Below are 20,788 nucleotides of genomic sequence, written 5' to 3'. Positions count from 1 at the left end.
ATACGATATTAGGACGCATGAGAACCGCTCCTCTCGGCACGTCGCCGCCACCAGGTCTCGGCCGCGTCCAGGTCCACGACGGCCTCGCCGGACATCGGCTCCTCGGGCGGCGGGGGCGGCGCCACGGTCGTGAACCCGACAGGTACGACGACCGGGTCCGACGGCTTCGGGCCGACGCCGGCCCGGTAGGCCCACCAGGCCTCCGCCGCCTCGGTGTCGACCACCGCGTCGGCGTCGCCGACCGCGGGTAGCGCGGCCGCCGCGACCCGCCGCCGCTCCGTGACCCGGTGCCGGATGCCGACGGCGAGCAGGACCAGGGCGAGCGCGTTGAGCGCGAAGAGTCCCCAGGGATAGGTGGTCCACTCGACCTGGAAGGCGCCGAGTCCGGTGTCCCCCACCTGGCCGACCACGTGGTAGGTGCCGAAGGCGGCCATCGGCAGCTCGAGCGGGACGGTGACCACGGCCTGCTCGCCCGGGTCCAGGGCCTTGACCTCGACCGGGACGACCTCGGGCTCGACGTCGTCGGTGCGCCCGACCGTCACCCGGACGATCGGGTTGTCGACGGTCGTGTCGCCGACGTTCTCCACGAGGAAGACGAGGTCGCGCTCGGGCGCTCCGCCGAAGAGCTCGCCCAGGGTCGTGTGGCCGTCGAGGTGGGCCTCGCTCACCGAGAGGTCCGCCTCGGCGGTCGTCGCAGCCGGCGTCTCGGACTCCGGCTCCTCGACGGGTACGTCGCCGGGCAGCGGGATGTCGTCGGGCGGCACGACGTCCGGCGTCGTGACCGAGCCCGGCGTCGTCACCGTCGAGCCGGGCGTGTCGGCGTCGCCGGCCGGGTCGTCCGTCGTCGGGTCGTCCTCGTCCGGGTCGGTGGGGTCGTCGGTGACCGCGCCGCCGATCACCCCGGAGATCAGGTAGACCGCACCGATGTGGCTGGCCGAGCGGGCCTGGTCGGCGATGACGGACTCGGTGTCCTCGTCGGACACCTCGAAGTCGGCGGTGAACCCGCCGGTCGCGTCGACGTCGACGACCACGTCCGGGTCGCTGGTGGCCTCCGCCGAGCTGTCCGTCCCGGCGTACCCCCGGATGATGACGGGTCGCTGCGGGTCCCAGCCGGTGCCGGTCAGGGTGACGACCGTGGAGTCGGTCTCGAGCGCCTCGGCGGCGACGACCGTCTGGGCGCCGAGGACCGTGAAGCCCGTGTCGACGCGGGACGTGCCGTCGTCGACACGCAGGATTCCGGTCCCGACCGGTGCCCCCGCCGGCACCATGAACGTGGTGGTCGCCGAGCCATCGGGCTCGGTCACGACGTCGCCGACGGTCGTGCAGACATCGGCCGTGCTGCAGAGCTGCAGCGAGGCCGCCGCGGACGACGCCAGACCGGTCAGGTCCACCGACACGACGTCGCTGGGACGACCGGCGTCGAGGACCGCCTGGTCGGCCACCGCGGTGACGACGGCCGTCGCCGAGGCCACGGCGTTGTAGCTGGAGGTGAGGTCGGTCGGCAGCGGGGTCGTCGCGGGGTTGGGGCCGCCGGCGGTCCCGGAGCCCTGGCCGTTGCAGGCCACCCGGAGCGACTGGCCGGGGACGTCGAGGTAGACCGCGTCGAGCCGCACCTGGTGCGCGCCCGCGGCGGCGATCGGTACGTCGACCTCGGCGACCAGGTCCTCCACCGGGTCCCCCGCGTCGGCGGTGAACGGGACCTCGACCGGGTCGGCGAGCGCGGTCCCGTCGACGGAGAGCAGGAAGGACGCCGTACCGGTGACGGCGGCGGTCGTCGAGACAACCGGACCGCTGCCGATCGTGGCGGTGACGGTGCGTTCGCCGCCGACCGCGGTCGCGCCGGCCGTCGTCAGCGTGTACCCGCCGTCGGCCACGGTGGTCCAGGGCCCGAGCGACGTCGAGACGTCGCTCGCGGGCGGCGCGTCGAGGGCAGCGGCGCTCGGGGTGTAGGTCCAGCAGCCACCGGTCGGTGACGCCACGGCCTGGGCGGTGCCGGCGGCGACGAGTCCATAGGATGCGGCCGAGCCGACGACCAGCAGCGCGGCGAGGACGCGCACCCCTGACCTCATCCACGACCTCCTGCGAAGACCCGTTCCGACGTTTCGGCGATGATATATTCATTTGGTGCAGAGCGTGGGGGGTTCGGTGACTCGATTCACCATCCGGGCGGTCGCGGAGCTCGCGATCACCGTCGGCCTGGTGCTCGCGGCGTTCGTCTTCTACCTGCTGGTGTGGACCAACCACCGCACCGCCGCCGCCCAGGACGACCTGCGCGACGACTTCCACGCCCAACAGCAGGCCGGCCACCACCGCGGCGCCGGCAAGGTCGAGGCACCGAAGTCCGGTGACGGCTTCGGCATCCTGCACATCCCCGCCCTCGGGAAGAAGTGGAGCTGGGTCGTCGTCGAGGGCGTCAGCGAGGACGACCTCGCGAAGGGCCCCGGCCACTTCCCCGGCACCGCCCTCCCCGGTGAGGTCGGCAACTTCGCCGTCGCCGGCCACCGCGCCACCCACGGCGAACCCTTCGCCGAGCTCGACAAGCTCCAGGTCGGCGACCCCGTCGTCGTCGAGACCGTCGACGGCTGGCTCGTCTACGACGTGACCTGGGTCCGCATCCTCAGCCCCAGCGCCACCGAGGTCCTCGCCCCCGTCGCCGGCCACCCCGGCACGAAGGCCGAGCAGCGCACCGTGACCCTCGTGACCTGCAACCCCCGCTGGAGCTCCACCGAACGCCTCGTCGTCGGCGCCCAGCTGGTCGAACGACGCAGCGCCGACGCCGGCCCGCCCGCCGAGCTGGGCTGACTGGGCGGACATCTCGCCCAGGATGCAGCGGCTTCTCGTAGAAGTGTGGACTGATGCCCCGCAGGGACCGGGCAGTGAGCGCGGCCGCACTCGAGGCAGAGCGCTTAGGTCCGCAGTTCTACGACGAAGCGGCCGTGTGCGCGATACGGCGCCGGTGCGCCAGCAACCGAATGCCGTCCGATTCCGGGCGGATGTGGTTGCCTGCTCACCGCCCGGTCGATCGACACCACCGGTAGGAGCATTCCGCCGCGAGTGGGCTGTCCTGGAGTCAGTTCGGCTGGACTCCAGCCGCGATCGATCGCGGCAGCGCCGGGCTGTCGCCTTGGTGTCAGTCCTCCGGTTCGTCCGCCGCGCGACGTTCGTTCTCGTCGTCGACGGCTCGGCGCAGGTCGTCCGGCACGTCGAGCTCGAACGGCTGGGGCGCGGCCGCCGATCCGTACGCCGCACGACCACGCTGCCATCCGCGGAGCAGCTCGCTGAGCTTTCCCATCGCACCATGGTCCCACCGTTGCTCCCCCAGGTGCCGTTTCGGGAAGATCCCGGCGGGTCAGGCGGGGAGCCGGTCCGGCAGGCCCAGCCGCGGGAACTGGTCGGCGTGGAAGATGACGATCTCGGTGATGGCGCCGCCGGAGATGCGGAGCACGTCGATGGTCAGGGGCAGGTACGCCGCCTCGCGCTCCTGCCACAGGTAGAAGCCGACCGCGGGCTGGCGGTTGACCGAGGTGGGTACGGCGCGCAGGCCGGTCAGCTCCGGGTAGCCGTCGGCCACCCAGTCGCCGACGACGGTGTCGCGGCCGACGTGCAGGCCGGGGGTCGGGGGCATCGAGCAGCGGACGTCGTCGCGCAGCATCGTGGCGAGCACGTCGATGTCGGTGGCCACGCTGGCGTCGGTGAAGCGGCGTACCAGCTCGCGCGTGCCGGCGTCCTCCTCGCCGCCGGTCCAGTCCTGGCGCTCGGCGGGCAGGTGCTCGCGCATGCCGGCGCGGGCGCGCTGGAGGGCGCTGTTGACGGAGTTCACGGAGTCGCCGAGGAGGTCGGCGACGTCCTTGGCCGGCCAGCCGAGCACGTCGCGCAGGATCAGTACGGCGCGCGGGCGTGGCGCGAGGTGCTGGACCGCGACCAGGTAGGCCAGCTCGATCGTCTCCCGGGCGAGCGCGAGCGCCTCGGGCTCGTCGGCGCCGACGGCGGGCAGCTCGTCGAGCAGCCGGTCCGGGTAGGGCTGGAGCCACGGCACCTCGCCACCGGTCGCCGGCTGCGGGCGCCGCTTGGCGAGCAGATCGAGGCAGGCGTTGGTGGCGATCCGGTAGAGCCAGGCCCGGAACGTCGACCGCCCCTCGAAGGTCTCCCTCCGGCGCCAGGCCCGCAGCAACGTCTCCTGCACGGTGTCCTCGGCGTCCTCGAACGACCCGAGCATTCGGTAGCAGTGCACGTGCAGCTCGCGGCGGTGTCGCTGCGTCGCCTCGGCGAACGCCGGCTCCTCCAGCAGGTCCACGCTCATCGCAGCATCCTCACTCTCGTCACGTCCCGTCGTACATGTGACGGGCCCGCGCGCGAGAACTCATCACCGGCGGTCGCGGGGGGCTACTCCCCCACGGTGATCCGGTCGAAGGGCAGGTGCGGCTCGACCGTCGGGAAGACCCACGCGAGGAGGATCCAGACCACGGCGACGAGGAGGACGGCGGCTTCGGCGACCTTGAGCCAGGTCGGGCCGGGGAGCAGGCGCCAGAGGGCGGCGTACATGGGTCGAGGGTACGGACCGGGTCAGTGCTCGCGCAGGAGGGTGCCGTAGCCGTGCAGCCGGTCCTCGATGCCGTTCTCGCGCAGCGCCATCCACCAGGTGGCGGCGTTGATCGCGATCACCGGCTTGTCGAGCCAGCGCTCGGCCTCGTCGGCGAGCTCGGTCATGCAGAGGTTGGTGCCGCACTGCACGATCGCGTCGACGTCGGAGTCGTTCACGGCCAGCATCGACTCGCGCAGGGTCTGCTCGCTGACGTGCGCGATCGAGACCGCGCTCGGGCAGCTCAGGCCCTTGATCTCGCCGACCTCGAAGCCGAGCTCGGTGAAGAACTTCCGCACGTTCGCGTCGCCGATCGGCGTGTACGGCGTGACCACGCCGATCTTCCTCGCACCGAAGAGGTGCAGGGCGCGCTCGCACGCCTCGGCGCCGGTGGCGACGCCCAGGCCACCGGAGAGGCCCTGGATCTGCTTGACGAACTGCCGGTTGCCCTCGACGCCGTCCCAGAACGTCTCGGCGCTCATGCCCATCACCATGTAGTCCGGCTCCATGGTCATGATGCCCTCGACGCAGTCGGCCATCGAGGCACGGATCTGCTCGAGCAGCGCCTCCATGCCCGCGTCGTCGCCGATCCGGCCGTCGCGGATCAGGATCCGGCCGTAGTGCGACGTGACGCCCGGGACCCGCATCATGTCGAACTCGGGCTGCACGATCGTGTTGGTGCTCGGCGCGATCACGCCGAACTTGCGGCGCCAGCCGAGGCGGTCGGTCACAGCCGCACTCCCGGCGTACGACGCAGCAGCCGCAGCGAGCCGAGCAGGAAGCAGAGCTGCACCAGGGTGTTGGTCGACTGCTCCCCCCACTGGAGCGACTCGGACTGGTCCGGGCGCCCGGCCAACGGCGGCAGCACCAGCGTGCCGACGATGTAGACCACGAACAGTGCGGCACCCAGCCGGTCACCGTCACGCAGGCTGAGCCTGATCGCCAGCACCCCGACCAGGACCGCACCGAGGGCGGCGACGATGAGCAGCGGCCAGGTGTCCCACACCGCGACCGCGGCGGCGGCGCCGAGCACCGGCAGCACCAGGAACGGCCACCACGGCACCTGCTGGCGCCGCCACACCCCGAGGAGCGCGCAGGCGATGCCTGCGAAGCCGAACGCCAGGCACGGGAAGAGCATGTTCTCGAGGAACGGGTAGTTGCGGCAGGGCTCGGAGGCGACCAGCAGCTTCCAGGTCGCCTTGGCCAGGCCACCCACGAACACCAGGGCACCGGCGAGCAGCGCCGGGACGCGTACGGCGGGCAGCACGCGCCCGGCGTACTGCCCGAGCACCACCGTGCCGGCGCCGGCGAGCAGCACCGGGACGAAGTCCTCGAGCGCGAGCGCGAGGCCGTACTCGGTGCAGGGGTCGACCGCCATCAGGCGGCCCCTGGTGCCGAGGCGGTGCTGAAGATGTCGCGCTTGCGGAAGCCCGCCTTCATGAAGCGGCCCATCGCCTTCGGCGTGGTCAACCAGGCGACGCGGGTGCCGGACTTCTTCGCCGCGAGCAGGTGGTCGGCCAGCCACGGCGTCACGGTCTCGACCCGGTCACCGAGGATGTTGAAGATCTTCTGCGCCTTCTCGAACGCCTCGGGCTGACCCGCGTAGTCGTCCATCAGCAGGTCGGTGGCGACGATGCCAGGAGAGAGGAAGCCGACCTTGACGTTGGTGCCCTTGGTCTCCTTGACCAGGGACTCGGTCAGGTACGTGACCGCGCGCTTGGAGGCGCCGTACGTCGCCATGCCCGGCTGCACCTGGCCGGTCGAGCCGAAGCCCTCCATGTTCCAGATCCAGCCGCCGGCCGGCTGGGCCTGCAGGCCGGCCATCGCGACGACACAGCCGTTGGTGGCGCCGAACAGGTTGGTGGCGACCACCGACTCGACGGTGTCCTCGGCGACCTCCGGCAGCGGGCGGCGCGGTGCGGAGATGCCGGCGTTGTTGATCCAGATGTCGACGTGCCCGAACGTCGCGACGGCGTGGTCCCACAGCGCCTGCACCGACGCCCGCGAGGTGACGTCGGCAGCCACGCCGGTGACCTGCCCCGTCGCACCGTCACCGAGGGTGTCGAGGGCGGTCCGCACGCTCGTCTCGGAGCGGCCGCACACGACGACCTTGCAGCCACGCGCCATCAGCTCCCGGGCCAGGCCCAGGCCGATGCCGCGGGTGCCGCCGGTGACGACGACGACGCGACCGCCTCCTGCACTCACGCGGACTCCCAGGTGAGGAGCCCGTGCACGAAGTGGGTGGTGGTCTCGCCGCGCAGCAGCTGCCAGACGACCGCGAGCTCGCGGGTGCCGGGGTCGATGAGGACCTCGCGGCCGCGGATCTTCTCGACGCCACGGGCGTCGGCGTTCATCAGGTGCTGGCCGGTGAAGAGCGCACGGCCGTACGAGATCGCGTTGCCCCACACGTCGGGGCCTTCGTACTGGGTGCGGGCACCGTCACGCAGCCGCTCGAAGCCGTAGCTGCGCTCGAGGTCGCCCGACCAGGTCACCTGCTGGCGGGCGCGCCGCAGCGAGAGCGGGTCGTGCTCGATCGTGACGCTGACCTTGCCGGCGTCGCTCTGGTCGACCGGGTTGACGAACAGCTCGCCTGTCCAGGCGCCCTTCTCCTTGGTGGGCAGCACCTGCGGGCGCGAGCCCCGGCTGGTCTCCAGGGCGATCCAGTCGTCGACGAACTGCTGGGTCTCCGGGTTGGTGTGGTGGTCGAACGTGCGCTTGTAGATGCCGTTGAACACCGCGCAGACGGCCCAGCCGTCGTGCAGCACCGAGGAGTAGACCTGGGTCTCCCCGTCGGCGAGCACCTGGTTCCAGGTGCGCAGGTCGGCCTGCCAGCCGGGCGAGTAGTAGTTGGCCTCGACGAAGAGCCCGTAGGGCTGGCCGGTGCCGTAGAAGTCGGGGCCGCAGTAGACGCGGTTCTCGTCGGAGTCGACGATGCCGAAGTCGAAGTGGGCGCCGAGCTCGAACCGGTTGCGCAGCGGGCCGGCGCCCTCGAGCTGGGTGTTCATCCAGTAGCGGGAGACACCGTCCTCGACGACGCTCGCCCGGTCAACGCGCTCGAACCCGACGTGGTTGCCCTCGGCGTCGAAGAGACCCGGGCGGCCGTGCCACTCGCCCTCGATCCGCTTCTGCCACTCACTGGTGCTGCTCACGCCGACACCTCCGGAGGACAGTTGTCGAGCAGCAGGCCGCGCACGGCCTCCGTCTGCTCGTGGCCGATCAGCCGCTCGACCTGCGCCCAGACCTTGTCGACGTCCGGGCTGAAGACGTTGGTGCGGTTGCGGGCGTCCCGGGCCGCGAGGTCGGTGTCGGCGACGTCGGCGACGACCTCCGCCGGGACCCCGGCCTCGACCAGGCTGAACCAGTGGTCGAGGTAGGCCTTCACGGCGTCCGAGATGCCGCGGAACGCCTCGTCCTCGGCGCGGTGCACCAGCATCCAGGGCGACATCATCGCGAACTGGCGCGGGCCGATCGCGGTCTTCATCAGGCCCGGCCGGGACTCGACCTCCTCGTACGTCGCGTCCAGCGGCGTGTGCGCCCAGTCGAGGTAGGGCAGGTGGGTGCCGAGGTCGGCCCGCGGGATCAGGTCGAGGTGGAAGGCGTAGGTGCCCTGCCCCTGGACCGAGTCGAGGGTGAAGTGCGGGACCGCCACGTCGGCGGGACAGAACGCGAACACCATGTGGCTGTCCAGGCCGATCTGCGGCACCGCGAGCCCGACGTACACGACCTTGGCGATCGAGTCGCCGGTGAAGACGCGCGCCTCGCCGACCGGCGCCTGGCCGCCCGGGAACGCCGAGGACACGAGCTCGAGGTAGGGGCCGCCGTCGGCGCCGGTGACCTCGGTCAGGCCACCGCGCTCGACGATCTCGTCCAGCGTGCCGTGGCAGAGGTTGCGGGGCAGGCTCATGCCTTGATCTCCTCGATCGTCGAGTCGGGGTTGGCCAGGGTGTCGGTGCGCGGCACGTCCCCGCGCTTGGCCCGGTCGGCGTTGCCGGAGAGGATCTCCCGGCTGCGGACCTCCTTGAAGTTCCACGCGCTCGCGAGCTCGGGCACCTCCTTGCGGACCGGCGACGGGATGACCCGCTGCTCGACCCGCGCCGGACCCTCGCCGACGATGGTGTTGCCCTCGACGCTCCAGCCGGCCTCGATCAGCTCCTGACGACGACGGCGGTAGAGCACGGCGTTGTAGTCGCTCTTCACGTGCAGCTCGTCGGAGAGGTCGAAGGGCAGCAGCTCGGGACGCACGGTGTCGACGACGACCTGGTCCTCGTAGAGCACCTTGAAGACGCGGCGACGGGCGTCGCCGTCGGCCCACTTGCCCTTGAAGAACGTCCGCAGCGCGACGAACTTGACCAGGGTGGTCTCCTCGTCGATCGGGATGTTGACGTCGAAGATCTTCAGCTGGCCCATCGGCGTCTTCACGTCGAGCAGCAGCAGGTTGGGCAGCCACCACGTCGTCGAGACCGGGACCGGCGGGCGCGACATCAGGTCCTTGGTCTTGTTGGGGTTGAGCATCCCCCAGATGCCCTTGGAGTTCGGCGGGTTGAGGACCACCGACACCTTGCAGTGCCAGGGCGAGCTCTCGATCTCGAACTCGGGGACCTCCGGCTTCTCCTTGTTGCCGAAGACGCCGCCGTGCACGAACGGCGTGTGCGAGACGTCGACGCCGTTCTCGAGGATCCGCTCGTAGTTCGACTTCCAGAGGAACTCGCCGGTGACGGCGCGGTACTCCTCGGTGTTGTCGATGTCGGACCAGTCCGGGATCGGCGGGCGCTCCTCCTCGGGCAGGTCACCGAGGTAGACCCACACGAACATGTACTTCTCCTGCACCGGGTAGGAGTCGATGCGGGCCTTGCGCGGGATCCCCTTGTCGGGGTGGGCGGGGATCTTCTGCACCTCGCCGTTCGGCTTGTACTCCCAGCCGTGGTACGGACAGACGATGCAGTCGCCCTTGATCTCGCCGCCGGACAGCGCGGCACCGCGGTGCACGCACAGGTCGGACATGGCGACGACCGAGTTGTCGCTGGTCTTGCGGTAGAGCACCAGCTGCTGGCCGAGGATCTTGACCTTCTTCGGCTTGCCGGGCACGACGTCCGAGCTGAACTCGACGGCGTACCAGAAGTTCTTGAACATCGGACTCTCCTAGCGTCGACGTACGTCGGCGATGTCGGTCGGGGGCTGCTCGGCCAGGCGCTCGAGCCGGTCCTTGGCGGCGGGCTCCCCCGCCAGGTGGGTCAGGAGGAACGTGACCACGAGGTCGGCGAGCACCTCGCGCAGCCGGTCGTCGTCGGCGGCGGTCGGCTCCTCGAGGAAGCCGCGCCCCGTGGACGGGTCGTCGGGGTGCGCGGCGAACATGTGGCCGGCGTCGGCGAGCTTGACCAGCCACGCCTCCGTGGCGGCGGGGATCGCCTCGGCCCAGGTCCGCAGCACGGGGTCGTGCGCCGGCGCGCCGGCCTCCTCGCCGTACCGGATCGCACTGGCGGCGACGACGCCGTCGTGGGTCCCGGCGACGATCATGGTCGGCGCGGCCAGTCCGGTCGGCAGCACCGTCGCGGGCGGGTGGCCGAGCATCTGGGACGCCATGGTGTGCGCGCCGAACGTGACGACCGCCCGCACCTGCGGGAACCACTCGGGCCGGGCCGACTGCAGCGCCACCGTCCCGCCTGCCGAGTGGCCGAACAGGCCCACGTTGTCGAGGTCGAGCAACCCGGCCAGTGCGCCCGACTCGTTCAGGTCGGCGACCGCCGCCAGCACGGGCGCGAGCGCCTGGGTGGTCGGCCGCGACCCGTAGGTGTCCGGGCCGACGCCGAGCATGTCGACCCCCGGCGTCAGGCCGTACTGCCCCGGGAACAGCTCGCCGACCCAGTCGTAGCCGACGACGACGAACCCGGCGCCGACCAGCTCGAAGGCGAGCCAGCGGTAGGAGTCGGCGGCGACGTTGACGCCGGGCAGCAGGACCACGACGGGGTACGGCGCGCCGGCCGGGTCGGCCCGGAGCGCGCCGCTCATGCGCTCCGCGTCGTTGCTCGGCGGCAGCGCCGGGTAGCGCACGGTGACGTGTGCCGTGTCGTACGGCGGCTCCGCGCCGGGGATGCGCGCCGCGGTGCGGACGGTGCGGACCAGCATCAGGCCGACTCGTGCGCGTGCGGGAGCTGGCGGTCTCCGCCCCACAGGGCGCGGACCAGGGTGTTCGTCATCTCGGGGCCGAAGAACCGGTCACCCATCTCGTTGGCCGGGTCGCGCTCCGCGATGTTGCGGCGGATCAGCTCGTCGTGGGCGGAGAGCGCTGCCTGCTCCTCGGCCGGGACGCGCTCGGCCGCGTCGACCCAGCCGATCCAGCGCTCGAGGTGCTCCTCGGCGAGCTCGGCGACCAGGTCGGTGGTGCGCTGGTCGGCCGGCGCCATGTAGCAGTGGGCCGTCGGCGACAGGCCGGCGCGGACGAACGCGCTGCGGCTGACGAACGGCTCGAGGAAGGTGTTCTCCTGCCGGACCTGCTCCCACCGCTCGTTGACCGAGCCGTAGTAGCGGTCGAACGAGTCGGTGTCGGTCAGCAGGTTGGACCGCGGCACCGAGTCGAGGTAGACCCAGCCCTGCGGGAACGCACCGAGCGCCATCCCGAAGTGCGGCACCCGCACCTGCGGGCCCAGCCAGACGGTGAGGTGCACGTTGCAGAAGCCCATCGCGGCGTTCTCCATGTGGGAGTGCACCATCCAGTCGATCTCCGGACCGGCGTACGTCCGGACCCGGCCGGTCGGCCCGCCGTTCTCCCCGCCGAACGCCTCGAGCACCTCCGAGGACGGGTCGCGGGTCAGCTCGAACCGCTCCGTCAGCCGCGCCTTGAGCTTCTCGACGAGCGCGAGCCAGGTGCCGAACGTCTCCGAGATGTCGGTGGGCGGCGCCTCGTCGAAGTACTCCTGCACGGACTTCAGGTTCTGGCTCATCGTGCTCCTCGGCCGGCTCTGCTCGGGGTGGGTGGTCAAAGTATATATAATCTACGACATCGCGAAAGGGTTGTCCGGCATCAGGGCAAGCATCCGCGAAAAGTCGGGCGCCCGCCGGTGGAAGGCAGTACCTGTGGAAGGCGCGTGCAGCACTGTCGCGGAGCGACCACGCTTGCACCGTGCATGCCGACTGGTTCTCCGACGACGAGCCGTTCCTTCGCCCGTACGCCGGCGAGGTCTCGGACCGACTCACGAACGAGACCGTGCTCCTGCTGCGCGGGGTGGGTGTGGACGGCTGGAGCGTGGGTGCACTCGCCCGGGCCATGAACGTCACGCCGCAGGCCCTGCTGAACGAGTATCCGCGCGCCCGCGTCATCGAGCTGGTCTGCATCGTCTTCGGTCGGCGATGGCGGTCCTGGTCCGGGCCCGACCGCCAGCACGACCTGCCCGCCCGCCTTCCCAGGTCTGCGACAGAGAGGCACGCCGTCCAGGTCCTGCGCGCGCTCGTCGAGCTGGCGCGGGGGGAGGCGGCGCGCGGCCGCCCTGCGCCGTCAGCGATCCTCGCCGGTCTGGTGGATGACGAGCGGGACCGGCTCGGCGCTGAGCTGGACCGGATCTGCGGGAGGCGCGTCACCGATCTGGAGACATGCCACGTGCACGCGCTGGTGACCGGGCTCCGCCTGGCGCTGGTCGACGATCCGTCACCTAATGAACGGCACCTCAGCTGGGAGTCGGCGGCGGGCATCCTCCGGAGTGCCGTGGCCGGGTTGGTTGTCGACAACCAAGTCGGCCACGGCACCCCGGGGTCTCGTCAGCCGGGATAGGCCGAGGCGCCGAGCCCGGCTCCCCCGGCCCGGAACGCCCCGGGGGCGTGCACCACGCAGGGCTGGGTGTGCTCGAGGACGCCCTCGTCGCCGTACTCGCGTCCCCAGCCGGAGCGCTTCACCCCACCGAACGGCGCACGCAGCGCCATCCCGGTGCGGTTGTGGGTGTTGACGAACGTGAAGCCCGCGTCGAGGCGGGCGGCGACGGCGAAGGCATGCTCCTCGTCGGCCGACCAGACGGAGGCGGCCAGGCCGAGCTCGCCGGCGTTCGCCCGCGCGACCCCCTCGTCGAGCGAGTCGTAGGCGAGCAGCGGGACGGCGGGGCCGAACTGCTCCTCGTTGACCAGCGCGTCGGCGTCGGTCGCGCCGAGGACCAGGGTGGGGCGCAGGTAGTAGCCGCGGCTCGGGTCGGTGTCCGGGTCCATGCTCCCGAGCACGAACGCCTCGGCACCGCGGTTGACGGCCGCCTCGACCATCCCGCGCACGCGGGCGGCGGAGGCGGAGGTGACGACCGGGCCGACCGTCGCGCCGGCGTGCAGCGGGTCGCCGAGGCGCAGGACACGCTCGGCGGCGGCCCGGTAGGCGTCGACCACCTCGTCGTGACGTCGGCGTGGGACGAGCAGCCGCTTGACGGCCATGCAGACCTGGCCCGACGTCGCGAACGTCGCCATCACCAGGCGGTCCATCGCCTCCGGGTCCAGGTCGGCGTCGTCGAGCAGCAGCGCCGCGTCGTTGCCGCCGAGCTCCATCAGGGTCGGGGTGAGGGCTTGCCCGGCGAGCGCGGCGATGGCGCGGCCGGCTCGCTCGCCCCCGGTGAACGCCACCCGGTCGACGCCCGGGTGCCCGACCAGGGCGGTCGCGGTCTCGGCGTCGCCGTGCACGGTCTGCACCACGCCGTCGGGGAGGCCGACACCGAGCAGCTCGACCACCCGGGAGATCGCGAACGGCGCCAGCGGCGACGGCTTGACCACCACGGCGTTGCCGGAGACCAGGGCCGGGCCGAGCTTGAGGACCGCGAGGATGACAGGCGCGTTCCAGGGGGTGACGGCCGCGACCACGCCGTACGGGCGACGGCGGACGAGCAGGCGGCCGGCCTCGTCGTCGACGACCTCGTCGACGAGCAGCTCCTCGGCCCGGTCGGCCGACCAGCGCAGCACGGTGACGGCGAAGCCGAGCTCGCCGCGGCAGTCGGGAAGCACCTTGCCGGTCTCGCGCGCCATCAGCACAGCCAGGTCGTCGAGCTCGGCGGCGATCCGGTCGGCGCCCGCGCGGACGGCGGCGCAGCGCTCCCCGAGGTCCGTCGCGGCCCAGGCCCGCTGCGCGGAACGGGCCCCGCCCACGGCCGCGTCGACGCCGGCCGGGTCGGTGACGTCGACGGTGCCGACGAGCTCGTCGGTGCGCGCGGGGTTCTCCCGCTCGATCACGGCGCCCACTATGGAGCCTGTACGCCGACCATGTCGACGACCTTGCCGCCGCGCAGCGAGTTGATCATCGACGTGTTGAGCAGGTGCTTGCGCATCCGCTCCCGGTCGGCGGCCAGCTCGCGCAGCTCGTCGTGGTAGGCGCGGATGGCCTCCGGGTCGTCCTGGCGGAGCTTCTCCCAGTTGTCGTGGGTGATCGTCTTGACGTAGGACAGCGCGACCTGGCGCCGCGCCTCGCACGCCTCGTCGAGCTGGTCGAGGCTGCCGTCGCCGCGCACCAGCGCGAGGAGCGCCCTGGTCTCGACGTACGCGTCGTGCAGGCCGCTGTTCATGCCCATCCCACCGAGCGGGTTGTTGATGTGGGCGGCGTCGCCCATCAGCAGCAGGCGGCCCCGGCGGAAGGTGTCGGCGACGCGCTGGTGGACGCGGTAGAGCGTGGTGTGCAGGACGTCCCAGTCGCGCCCGAGGTCGGCGACGCCGCGCAACCGCTCCTGCACGCGGGCCGGGTCGTTCTCGACCTCGTCGGGCGTGCTGGGGTCGGTCGGGAAGAGGATCCGCCAGTGCTCGGGGGTGCGCAGCAGCACCAGCCACTCGGTCGGGTCGAAGACGTAGTTGACCGCCGAGATACCCGGCAGGATCGCCTCGAGGTCCTCGGTGGTCGAGGCGACCAGGAACCGCTCGGGGTAGGTCATCCCCTCGAAGGTGAAGCCGGCGGTCTGGCGCACCTGCGAGTTGGCGCCGTCGGCGCCGAGCACCCAGTCGGCGGTGAACGTGTCGCCGGCCTCGGTCGTGACGGTGGCGGTCGTGCCGTCCGTCGACGCCTGCACGACGCGCTGTCCGAAGTGCACCGTCACGTCGTCCATCCCCTCGAGCACGTCGAGGATGATCGGGGTCAGCTTCGACTGCTCGAGCTGGACCCGGAACGGGAACCGGGTGTCCTCGGCGAGCACGCCGAGATCGAGGTCGGCGATCGGGCCGGAGCGCCGGTCGCGGTACTGGAAGCCGGTCGACACCAGACCGCGCTCCATCAGCGGCTCGAGGACGCCCAGGTCGTCGAGCATCTCGAGGCTCGGCGGGTGGAACGTCGAGGCACGGGACTCCCCGGCCAGCGACTCCCCCGCCTCCAGGACGGTCACCCGTACGCCGCCGCGAGCGAGCAGCAGGGCGGCGGTCATCCCGACCGGACCGGCGCCGGCGACGATCACGTGCGTCTTGTTCATGAGGTCGCTCCTGCGGCGTACCGCTGCTCGAGGGTCAGCTGGTCGGTGAGCCCGACCAGGTCGGTGAGGTCGTCCCAGCCGAGACGTTCGACCGGGCCGGCGTCACCGTGCGCCGCGATCGCTGCGTAGACCGACTGCTGGGCGCGCGCCGCCGCGAGCAGCGCCGACACCGGGTGGATCACCACGCGCACCCCGAGCTCGCGCAGCGCTTCCTGGTCCAACGGCGGCTCGGCGCCGGCCGCCTCGGACCGGTTGACGACGAGAGGCGGGCAGCCGCCGGTGGCGCGGGTGACCCCCTCGGTCACCCGCACCAGGTCCGGCAGGCCCGCGCCCTCGACGAAGACGGCGTCCGCGCCGGCCTCGGCGAAGGCGACGCACCGCTCGGTCGCCGACGCGACGCCCTCGACGCCGAGGGCGTCGGTGCGTGCGACGACCACCAACGCCTCGGCGTCGACAGCCGCGCGCACCCGCGCGGCCGCCTCGTCGACGTCGACCACCTGCTTGCCGCCCAGGTGGCCGCACCGCTTGGGGGCGACCTGGTCCTCCAGGTGCAGCCCGGCGATGCCGGCGGCGGCGTACGACCGCGCGGTCGCCCGTGCCTGGAGTGCGTTGCCGTAGCCGGTGTCGGCGTCGGCCAGCAGCGGCAGTCCGTCCAGGGCGGGTACGACGGACTGGGCGACCCGCACGATGTCGGCGGCGTGCACGAACCCCAGGTCCGGCAGGCCGAGCGCGACGGCCGAGGCGACCGCACCCGACAGGTGCGCGCCGGCCACGCCCGCCCGGGCGGCGAGCCGGGCGCTCACCGCGTCGTACACCCCGGGCAGGTGGACCAGGTCGGGTCCGCCGAGGATCGCGCGGAGCTGGTTCATTGCTCGTGCAGGGCCGTCATGCCCTCGACGCCGACCACCCGCGCACCGGTGAAGATCCGGATCGTCTCGACGGTGCCCTCCTCGCCGAGACCGGAGAGGCCCCAGGCCGGGCGCGGCGACATCAGGTGCAGGCTCATGATCGTGGAGCCGTTGACCTTCACCTCGCCGGCACGCACCCGGCGCGCCAACGCCAGCGCACGGTCGGTGTCGGTGCCGACGACGTAGCCCTCGAGCCCGTACGGCGTGCCGTTGGCCAGCGCCAGCGCCTCGGCCTCGGTCTCGTAGGTGTGCACGGTCGCGACCGGGCCGAACATCTCCTCGGTCGCCGCCTCGGACGCGACGCCGGTCAGCAGCGTGGGGGCGAGGAAGCTGCCCTGACCCTCGGGGACCTCGGTGCTGGCGTGGGCGGTCCCGCCGCGCCGCGCGATCTCCTCGCGCAGCCGCGCGGCGTGCACCGAGTGCACCATCGGGCCGAGGTCGGTGGCGGGGTCGAGCGGGTCGCCGACGTTGAGCTTGGCGAGGCGGTCGAGCGCGAGACCGACGACCTCGTCGGCCATCGACGCAGGGAGCACCAGGCGGCCGAGCGCCCGGCACCACTGGCCGTTGAGCGTCGTCAGCAGGTCGACCGCGGCCTGCGCCGCAGCGGCCGGGTCGGCGTCTGGCATCACGACGAGCGGGTTGTTGCCGCCGAGCTCGAGCTGGAGCGCGGTGAAGTCCTCGGCGCACGCGGCCGCGACGGCACGGCCGCCGACCGCACCGCCGGTGAAGGAGACGGCGCGCACCCGGGGGTCGCGCACCAGCTGGCCGCCGACGGCCGGGCCGCCCTGGACGACCTGGAAGAAGCCCGGGTCGACGCCCGCCTCGGCGAGCACCCGGCTGATGACGCGGCCCAGCTCGGTGGTGCCGTACGGCGCGTACTCGCTCGGCTTGAGGATGGTCGGCGCACCGGCGGCCAGCGCGCTGGCGACCTTGTGCGCGGCCATCGGGGCGGGGGCGTTCCACGGGACCAGGCAGACAGCCGGGCCCAGCGGGAGCCGGTGCACCTCGACGGTGTTGCCGGCGTCGGAGGTGCGGTCCTCGCGGAGCACGCCGTCGCGCAGCATCTGGGCGGCCAGGTGGAAGGCGCCCGGCACGATCATGCCGACGATCGAGGTCTGCTTGACCGGCACCCCGGTCGCGAACGCCTCGAGCGCGGCGATCCGGCCGACCTCCTCGCCGAGGGCGGCGCCGACGGCGTCGAGGACCTCGGCCCGGCGCTCGACGGGGAGCTCGAGCCACCCGCCCGCGTCGTACGCCGCCGCAGCGGCCCCGATCGCCCGGTCCACGTCCGCGGCACTGCTGGCCGCGGCCTTGCCGAGCTCGCGTCCGGTGAAAGGGTCCTCGAGCACCAGGTCGAGCTGCTCGACGGGCGCCGACCACTCGCCCGCGATCAGCTGGCCGGGCTCCGGGAGCTCGATGCGGTTGCTCAACTCTTCCCCTTCGCAAAGCTGTCGGTGGTCGTCAGACCGGCCCAGCCCTCGTGCTCGACGATCATCTTCGCCAGGTCGAGCTTGCCGCGCTCGGCCGGGAAGGCCTGGACCAGTCCCATGGCAGTGTCCCGGATCGCGCGGCCGATCGTGTTGCCCATCAGCGCACCGGACGTGCCGCACATCTTGAGGGCGGCGAGGGCGACCTCGTGGGCGTGCTCGCAGATGGCGCCCTTGGCGAGCTTCCAGCTCTGCACGACCTCCTCCTTGGGGAGGATCGGCGGGTCGCTGGCCTCGAGCTCGATCTGGCGGCGCAGCCACAGGTGTGCCTCGGCCAGCTGCTGCTCGCCGTCACCGATGAGCACCTGGTGCATCGGGCTGGACGCGATCGGCTTGCCGGTGTCGGCGAAGGTCGCGGTCATGGTCCGGCCCATCGCGTAGTCCCACACGCCCTGGGCGACGCCGGCATAGATCGCCGCGATCGCGATCTGGTTGCCGACCCAGGAGCCGCGCGACATCGACGTCGCGCGGGTGAAGGCGCCGGGCACGGCCAGCGAGAGGTCGTCGGGGACGAAGCAGTCCTCGAGGACGAGCCCGTTGTTGTCCGAGGCGCGCATGCCCAGGCCGGTCCAGGTCGCCCGCGGTCGCGAGCCCTCGGAGAGCCGCGGCACCAGGAAGAGCGTGAGCGCGTCGAGGCCCTCGACGTCGTCGCGGCGCGCGGTGACGAGGTAGTAGTCGGCCGAGCCGGACAGGCAGCCGAAAGACTTCTCGCCGTTGAGCAGCCAACCGCCCTCGGTCCGGGTCGCGGTGGTGCGAATGAGCACGTTGGCGTTCGAGGCCTTGACCGCCTCGCTCGCGAAGTTGCCGATCGCCTTCTTGTCGGTGCCCATGAGGTGCAGCACCTTCTCGGCGAAGGCGCGCACGACGGGCGCCTCCTCCTCGTCGTACAGCCCCGCCTCGAGCGCCGCCAGCGGCAGCAGGCCGCGCGAGGACGACGAGCAGTGGAAGAAGTAGGCCAGCGCGGTGGACCCGCAGACCGTGCCGAGCGTGTACGTCGTGGCCGCGAGGTCGCGCAGACCGCCACCCAGGCCGCCGTACTCCTCCGGGACGACGAGGCCGAGCAGACCCGCGTCGCCGAGCAGCTTGAGGTGACCCTCGGGCAGGGCGCCGGCCTCGTCGGCCGCCTCGGCGGCGGCGGCGATCATCGGCAGCACGGACTCGACCCGCAGGGCACGCTCCCGCTCCGCCTCGGTGAGGTCGGGGAGGAGGTGCTCCGCCGTGATGCGCCCGGTCGTCTGTGCCGTCATCCTGCGGCTCCTACGTGGTGTGGTGCGGGGACCGTCGGGGCCAGGGCGGCCTCGAGGTGTGGGTCGATCGACGGGGTCAGGGAGACCCGGAGGGTGTCGGCGATGAGGCCGACCTGCGCGGCGTCCGCGGGGGTGTCCACGTCGAGCTCGCCGAGCAGGCGGACGAGGTCCTCGGTCGCGACCGCGCCGTCGAGCCCGGCCAGCGTCGTGTTGAAGTGGTGGACCCCGCTCTTCAGCGCGGTCAGCGCCTTGACCAGTCCGAGCCGGTCGCGGTCGCCCAGGCGGGCGCGCAGCGGCACCGGGCGGGCGAGCCCGACGGCCTCCTGGAGCACGGCCCGCACCTGGAGCGGCGTCGCCGCGCCCTGGCTGTCGGACATGCCGATCTCCAGCACCCGCTCGGCCGAGAAGGCCGCGACCGCGGCCAGCACCGCGTCGGCCCGGTCGTCGGAGAAGGCGTCCCGGACGATCACCGAGGCGCGGTCCTGGTGCCCGTCGATGACGCGGCGCACGTGGTCGACGCCTCCCGGGACAAGCGGGTCGACGGCGATCTCGACGACGTCGACGTTGAGCTCCAGGGCGAGCTCGAGCTGCTCGCGGGTGGCGACCAGGGCGCTCGCGCCGGCGGCCAACGGCTCGGGGACGACGACCGGGTGACCGTCGTTGCGGCTCAGGTCGAGCACCCGCACCCGCACGCCACTCGCGGCGATGTCGTGCGCGGTCTGCAGCACCAGCTCCTCCGGGTGCTCGCGGTGCCGCAGCGCGGCCACGACCCCGCCGTCGGCGAGGGTGGCGACGTCGGGCAGCACGTCCGCGAACTGTCCCCAGCCGCGGGAGTGGAAGAGCAGCGGCGCCGTACGCCGCGCGGCGTGGCCGGCGACGACCTCGCCGACGAAGATCGTGTGGTCGCCGCCCGGGTACTCGTGCAGGACCCGGCAGTCCAGCCAGCCGAGCGCCGAGTCGAGCAGGCGGACGCCGGTCTCCGCGGTGGTCCACGCCTCGCCGGCGAACCGGTCCTCGAGGCCGGGCACCATGCCGGCGAACCGGCGGGCGACCTCGGCCTGGTCCTTGGCGAGCACGTTGATGCCGAAGACGCCCGCGCCCGAGATCAGCTGGTGGGAGTAGAGGCGCCGGTCGAGACACACCGAGACGAGCGGCGGGTCCAGGCTCACGCTCGAGAACGAGCTCGCCGTCATCCCGTGGTGCGCGCCGTCCACCAGCGTCGTCACCACCGTGACACCGCTCGGCCACTGGGCCATGACGTCCCGGAACGTTGCAGGGTCGACCATCTCGCACCTCCCTTCGACTAGAGAATATACAATATCGGATAGGTGATGACGCAAGCCGTTCGGGACAATCGCCCCCCGGACATGCCACGATTGCCACCGGCCGACGAGATCGTCGGGCCGCCAACCCGAGGAGAGAGCCCGCATGGCCCGCACCCCCCGCACGGGAGCACCGGTCCGCCCGATCGCCCACCTGTCTCTCGTCGACCGCGTCACCGACGAGCTGCACCGCGCGATCCTCAACGGCGACATCAAGCCCGGGGCGGCCGTCTCGATCGTGGAGCTCTGCGAGCAGTTCGACGTCAGCCACATCCCGGTGCGCGAGGCGCTGCGCCGCCTGGAGAGCGAGGGGCTGGTCAGCCTCCGCCCCGGCCGCTCCGCCCTGGTCGCGTCACTGAGCCCCGAGGACCTCGCCGACATCTACCGGCTGCGCCGGGTCATCGAGGGCGACCTCACGATGCGCGCGATGGAGCAGATGACCGCCGAGCGGCTCGAGCAGGCGCAGGTCGCGCTGGACGAGTACGCCGAGATCGAGCGGGAGCCCTCGGCCCTGGCCGCGGCCCACCACGCCTTCCACGCCGCGATCCTCGACGACGTCACCGGGTCCGTGGACCGCAGGGTGCTCGAGATCCTGTGGCACTCGGCCGACCGCTACCTGCACCTGCTGATGGACAACCTGGACCAGGCCCCCGAGACGACCGAGGCGCGCATCGGCGAGCACCGTGCCCTGCTCGACCTCGCCAAGGACGGCAAGGCCGAGGAGCTGCGCGACGCCTGGATCGCCCACCTCGACAGCAGCGAGGAGGCGCTCCGGCTGGCCCTCGAGCGCCAGCCGGAGGCGACCGAGGCCGCCCGCGCCTGACTCTCGATACGCCCGCTCG

Annotated in this window: 20 protein-coding genes and 1 pseudogene; 3 read left to right on the top strand and 18 right to left on the bottom strand. The window is 72.3% G+C overall.

Going from position 1 to position 20,788, the window contains the following annotated elements:
- Positions 1 to 8: 8 nt before the first annotated feature.
- A complete protein-coding gene (locus ACFPYL_RS08975) occupies positions 9 to 2,069 on the bottom strand; it encodes a hypothetical protein (protein WP_379153075.1) in 2,061 nt (686 codons plus the stop codon).
- Positions 2,070 to 2,145: 76 nt separating this feature from the next.
- Between ACFPYL_RS08975 and ACFPYL_RS08970 the strand changes: the two genes are divergently transcribed.
- Positions 2,146 to 2,802 carry a class E sortase gene (locus ACFPYL_RS08970; protein ID WP_379153073.1) on the top strand — a complete coding sequence of 219 codons (657 nt, stop codon included), beginning with the start codon at positions 2,146 to 2,148 and terminating at the stop codon, positions 2,800 to 2,802.
- A 328-nt stretch (positions 2,803 to 3,130) separates the two neighbouring features.
- On the opposite strand, the gene ACFPYL_RS08965 is transcribed toward ACFPYL_RS08970, so the two are convergent.
- From ACFPYL_RS08965 to ACFPYL_RS08915, 11 genes and pseudogenes are all read right to left on the bottom strand, one after another.
- Complete coding sequence (locus ACFPYL_RS08965) at positions 3,131 to 3,292, bottom strand: hypothetical protein (protein ID WP_379153071.1); 162 nt, start codon at positions 3,290 to 3,292, stop codon at positions 3,131 to 3,133.
- 57 nt (positions 3,293 to 3,349) lie between these two features.
- Positions 3,350 to 4,303, bottom strand: a pseudogene (locus ACFPYL_RS08960) (RNA polymerase subunit sigma-70); the annotation flags it as partial.
- An 80-nt stretch (positions 4,304 to 4,383) separates the two neighbouring features.
- Complete coding sequence (locus ACFPYL_RS08955; protein WP_379153069.1) at positions 4,384 to 4,542, bottom strand: hypothetical protein; 159 nt, start codon at positions 4,540 to 4,542, stop codon at positions 4,384 to 4,386.
- A gap of 21 nt (positions 4,543 to 4,563) precedes the next feature.
- Positions 4,564 to 5,310: a maleate cis-trans isomerase family protein gene (locus ACFPYL_RS08950; protein ID WP_379153068.1), complete on the bottom strand. Its 747-nt coding sequence runs from the start codon at positions 5,308 to 5,310 to the stop codon at positions 4,564 to 4,566.
- Positions 5,307 to 5,957, bottom strand: coding sequence for a hypothetical protein (locus ACFPYL_RS08945; RefSeq protein WP_379153066.1), 651 nt, complete (start codon positions 5,955 to 5,957; stop codon positions 5,307 to 5,309). The genes ACFPYL_RS08950 and ACFPYL_RS08945 overlap by 4 nt, the downstream gene beginning before the upstream one ends.
- Positions 5,957 to 6,784: an SDR family oxidoreductase gene (locus ACFPYL_RS08940; protein WP_379153064.1), complete on the bottom strand. Its 828-nt coding sequence runs from the start codon at positions 6,782 to 6,784 to the stop codon at positions 5,957 to 5,959. Before ACFPYL_RS08940 ends, ACFPYL_RS08945 begins: the two co-directional genes overlap by 1 nt.
- The gene (locus ACFPYL_RS08935) at positions 6,781 to 7,728 is read right to left on the bottom strand and encodes a hypothetical protein (RefSeq protein ID WP_379153062.1); all 948 of its coding nucleotides are present in this window, start codon (positions 7,726 to 7,728) and stop codon (positions 6,781 to 6,783) included. The genes ACFPYL_RS08940 and ACFPYL_RS08935 overlap by 4 nt, the downstream gene beginning before the upstream one ends.
- Positions 7,725 to 8,483: a hypothetical protein gene (locus ACFPYL_RS08930; RefSeq protein ID WP_379153060.1), complete on the bottom strand. Its 759-nt coding sequence runs from the start codon at positions 8,481 to 8,483 to the stop codon at positions 7,725 to 7,727. Before ACFPYL_RS08930 ends, ACFPYL_RS08935 begins: the two co-directional genes overlap by 4 nt.
- The gene (locus ACFPYL_RS08925; RefSeq protein ID WP_379153058.1) at positions 8,480 to 9,709 is read right to left on the bottom strand and encodes an aromatic ring-hydroxylating dioxygenase subunit alpha; all 1,230 of its coding nucleotides are present in this window, start codon (positions 9,707 to 9,709) and stop codon (positions 8,480 to 8,482) included. The genes ACFPYL_RS08930 and ACFPYL_RS08925 overlap by 4 nt, the downstream gene beginning before the upstream one ends.
- A gap of 9 nt (positions 9,710 to 9,718) precedes the next feature.
- The gene (locus ACFPYL_RS08920) at positions 9,719 to 10,702 is read right to left on the bottom strand and encodes an alpha/beta hydrolase family protein (RefSeq protein ID WP_379153056.1); all 984 of its coding nucleotides are present in this window, start codon (positions 10,700 to 10,702) and stop codon (positions 9,719 to 9,721) included.
- Positions 10,702 to 11,517 (bottom strand): hypothetical protein, encoded by an 816-nt coding sequence (locus ACFPYL_RS08915; RefSeq protein WP_379153054.1) that lies wholly within the window; start codon positions 11,515 to 11,517, stop codon positions 10,702 to 10,704. Before ACFPYL_RS08915 ends, ACFPYL_RS08920 begins: the two co-directional genes overlap by 1 nt.
- Before the next feature lie 179 nt (positions 11,518 to 11,696).
- On the opposite strand from ACFPYL_RS08915, the gene ACFPYL_RS08910 reads away from it, so the two are divergent.
- Positions 11,697 to 12,341: a hypothetical protein gene (locus ACFPYL_RS08910; RefSeq protein ID WP_379153052.1), complete on the top strand. Its 645-nt coding sequence runs from the start codon at positions 11,697 to 11,699 to the stop codon at positions 12,339 to 12,341.
- Here ACFPYL_RS08910 and ACFPYL_RS08905 read toward each other — a convergent pair.
- Genes ACFPYL_RS08905 through ACFPYL_RS08880 form a run of 6 tightly spaced genes read right to left on the bottom strand, consistent with a single transcriptional unit; the run spans position 12,329 to position 19,910 of the window.
- Positions 12,329 to 13,765 (bottom strand): aldehyde dehydrogenase family protein, encoded by a 1,437-nt coding sequence (locus tag ACFPYL_RS08905; RefSeq protein ID WP_379153050.1) that lies wholly within the window; start codon positions 13,763 to 13,765, stop codon positions 12,329 to 12,331. The two genes, ACFPYL_RS08910 and ACFPYL_RS08905, sit on opposite strands and share 13 nt — an antisense overlap.
- A gap of 8 nt (positions 13,766 to 13,773) precedes the next feature.
- Positions 13,774 to 14,982, bottom strand: coding sequence for an FAD-dependent oxidoreductase (locus ACFPYL_RS08900; RefSeq protein WP_379153048.1), 1,209 nt, complete (start codon positions 14,980 to 14,982; stop codon positions 13,774 to 13,776).
- Complete coding sequence (locus tag ACFPYL_RS08895; protein WP_379153046.1) at positions 14,979 to 15,851, bottom strand: isocitrate lyase/PEP mutase family protein; 873 nt, start codon at positions 15,849 to 15,851, stop codon at positions 14,979 to 14,981. The genes ACFPYL_RS08900 and ACFPYL_RS08895 overlap by 4 nt, the downstream gene beginning before the upstream one ends.
- The gene (locus tag ACFPYL_RS08890) at positions 15,848 to 17,320 is read right to left on the bottom strand and encodes an aldehyde dehydrogenase family protein (protein ID WP_379153044.1); all 1,473 of its coding nucleotides are present in this window, start codon (positions 17,318 to 17,320) and stop codon (positions 15,848 to 15,850) included. The genes ACFPYL_RS08895 and ACFPYL_RS08890 overlap by 4 nt, the downstream gene beginning before the upstream one ends.
- Complete coding sequence (locus ACFPYL_RS08885; RefSeq protein WP_379153043.1) at positions 17,317 to 18,624, bottom strand: acyl-CoA dehydrogenase family protein; 1,308 nt, start codon at positions 18,622 to 18,624, stop codon at positions 17,317 to 17,319. The genes ACFPYL_RS08890 and ACFPYL_RS08885 overlap by 4 nt, the downstream gene beginning before the upstream one ends.
- Positions 18,621 to 19,910, bottom strand: coding sequence for a flavin reductase (locus ACFPYL_RS08880; protein ID WP_379153041.1), 1,290 nt, complete (start codon positions 19,908 to 19,910; stop codon positions 18,621 to 18,623). Before ACFPYL_RS08880 ends, ACFPYL_RS08885 begins: the two co-directional genes overlap by 4 nt.
- A gap of 142 nt (positions 19,911 to 20,052) precedes the next feature.
- Between ACFPYL_RS08880 and ACFPYL_RS08875 the strand changes: the two genes are divergently transcribed.
- The gene (locus tag ACFPYL_RS08875) at positions 20,053 to 20,769 is read left to right on the top strand and encodes a GntR family transcriptional regulator (protein WP_379153039.1); all 717 of its coding nucleotides are present in this window, start codon (positions 20,053 to 20,055) and stop codon (positions 20,767 to 20,769) included.
- Positions 20,770 to 20,788: the final 19 nt, after the last annotated feature.

Origin of the sequence: Nocardioides hankookensis (genome assembly GCF_042658885.1) — a bacterium.
Lineage (GTDB): Bacteria > Actinomycetota > Actinomycetes > Propionibacteriales > Nocardioidaceae > Nocardioides > Nocardioides hankookensis.
Note: the sequence above shows the minus strand (reverse complement) of the source record. Positions and strands in the feature narration are given on the sequence as shown.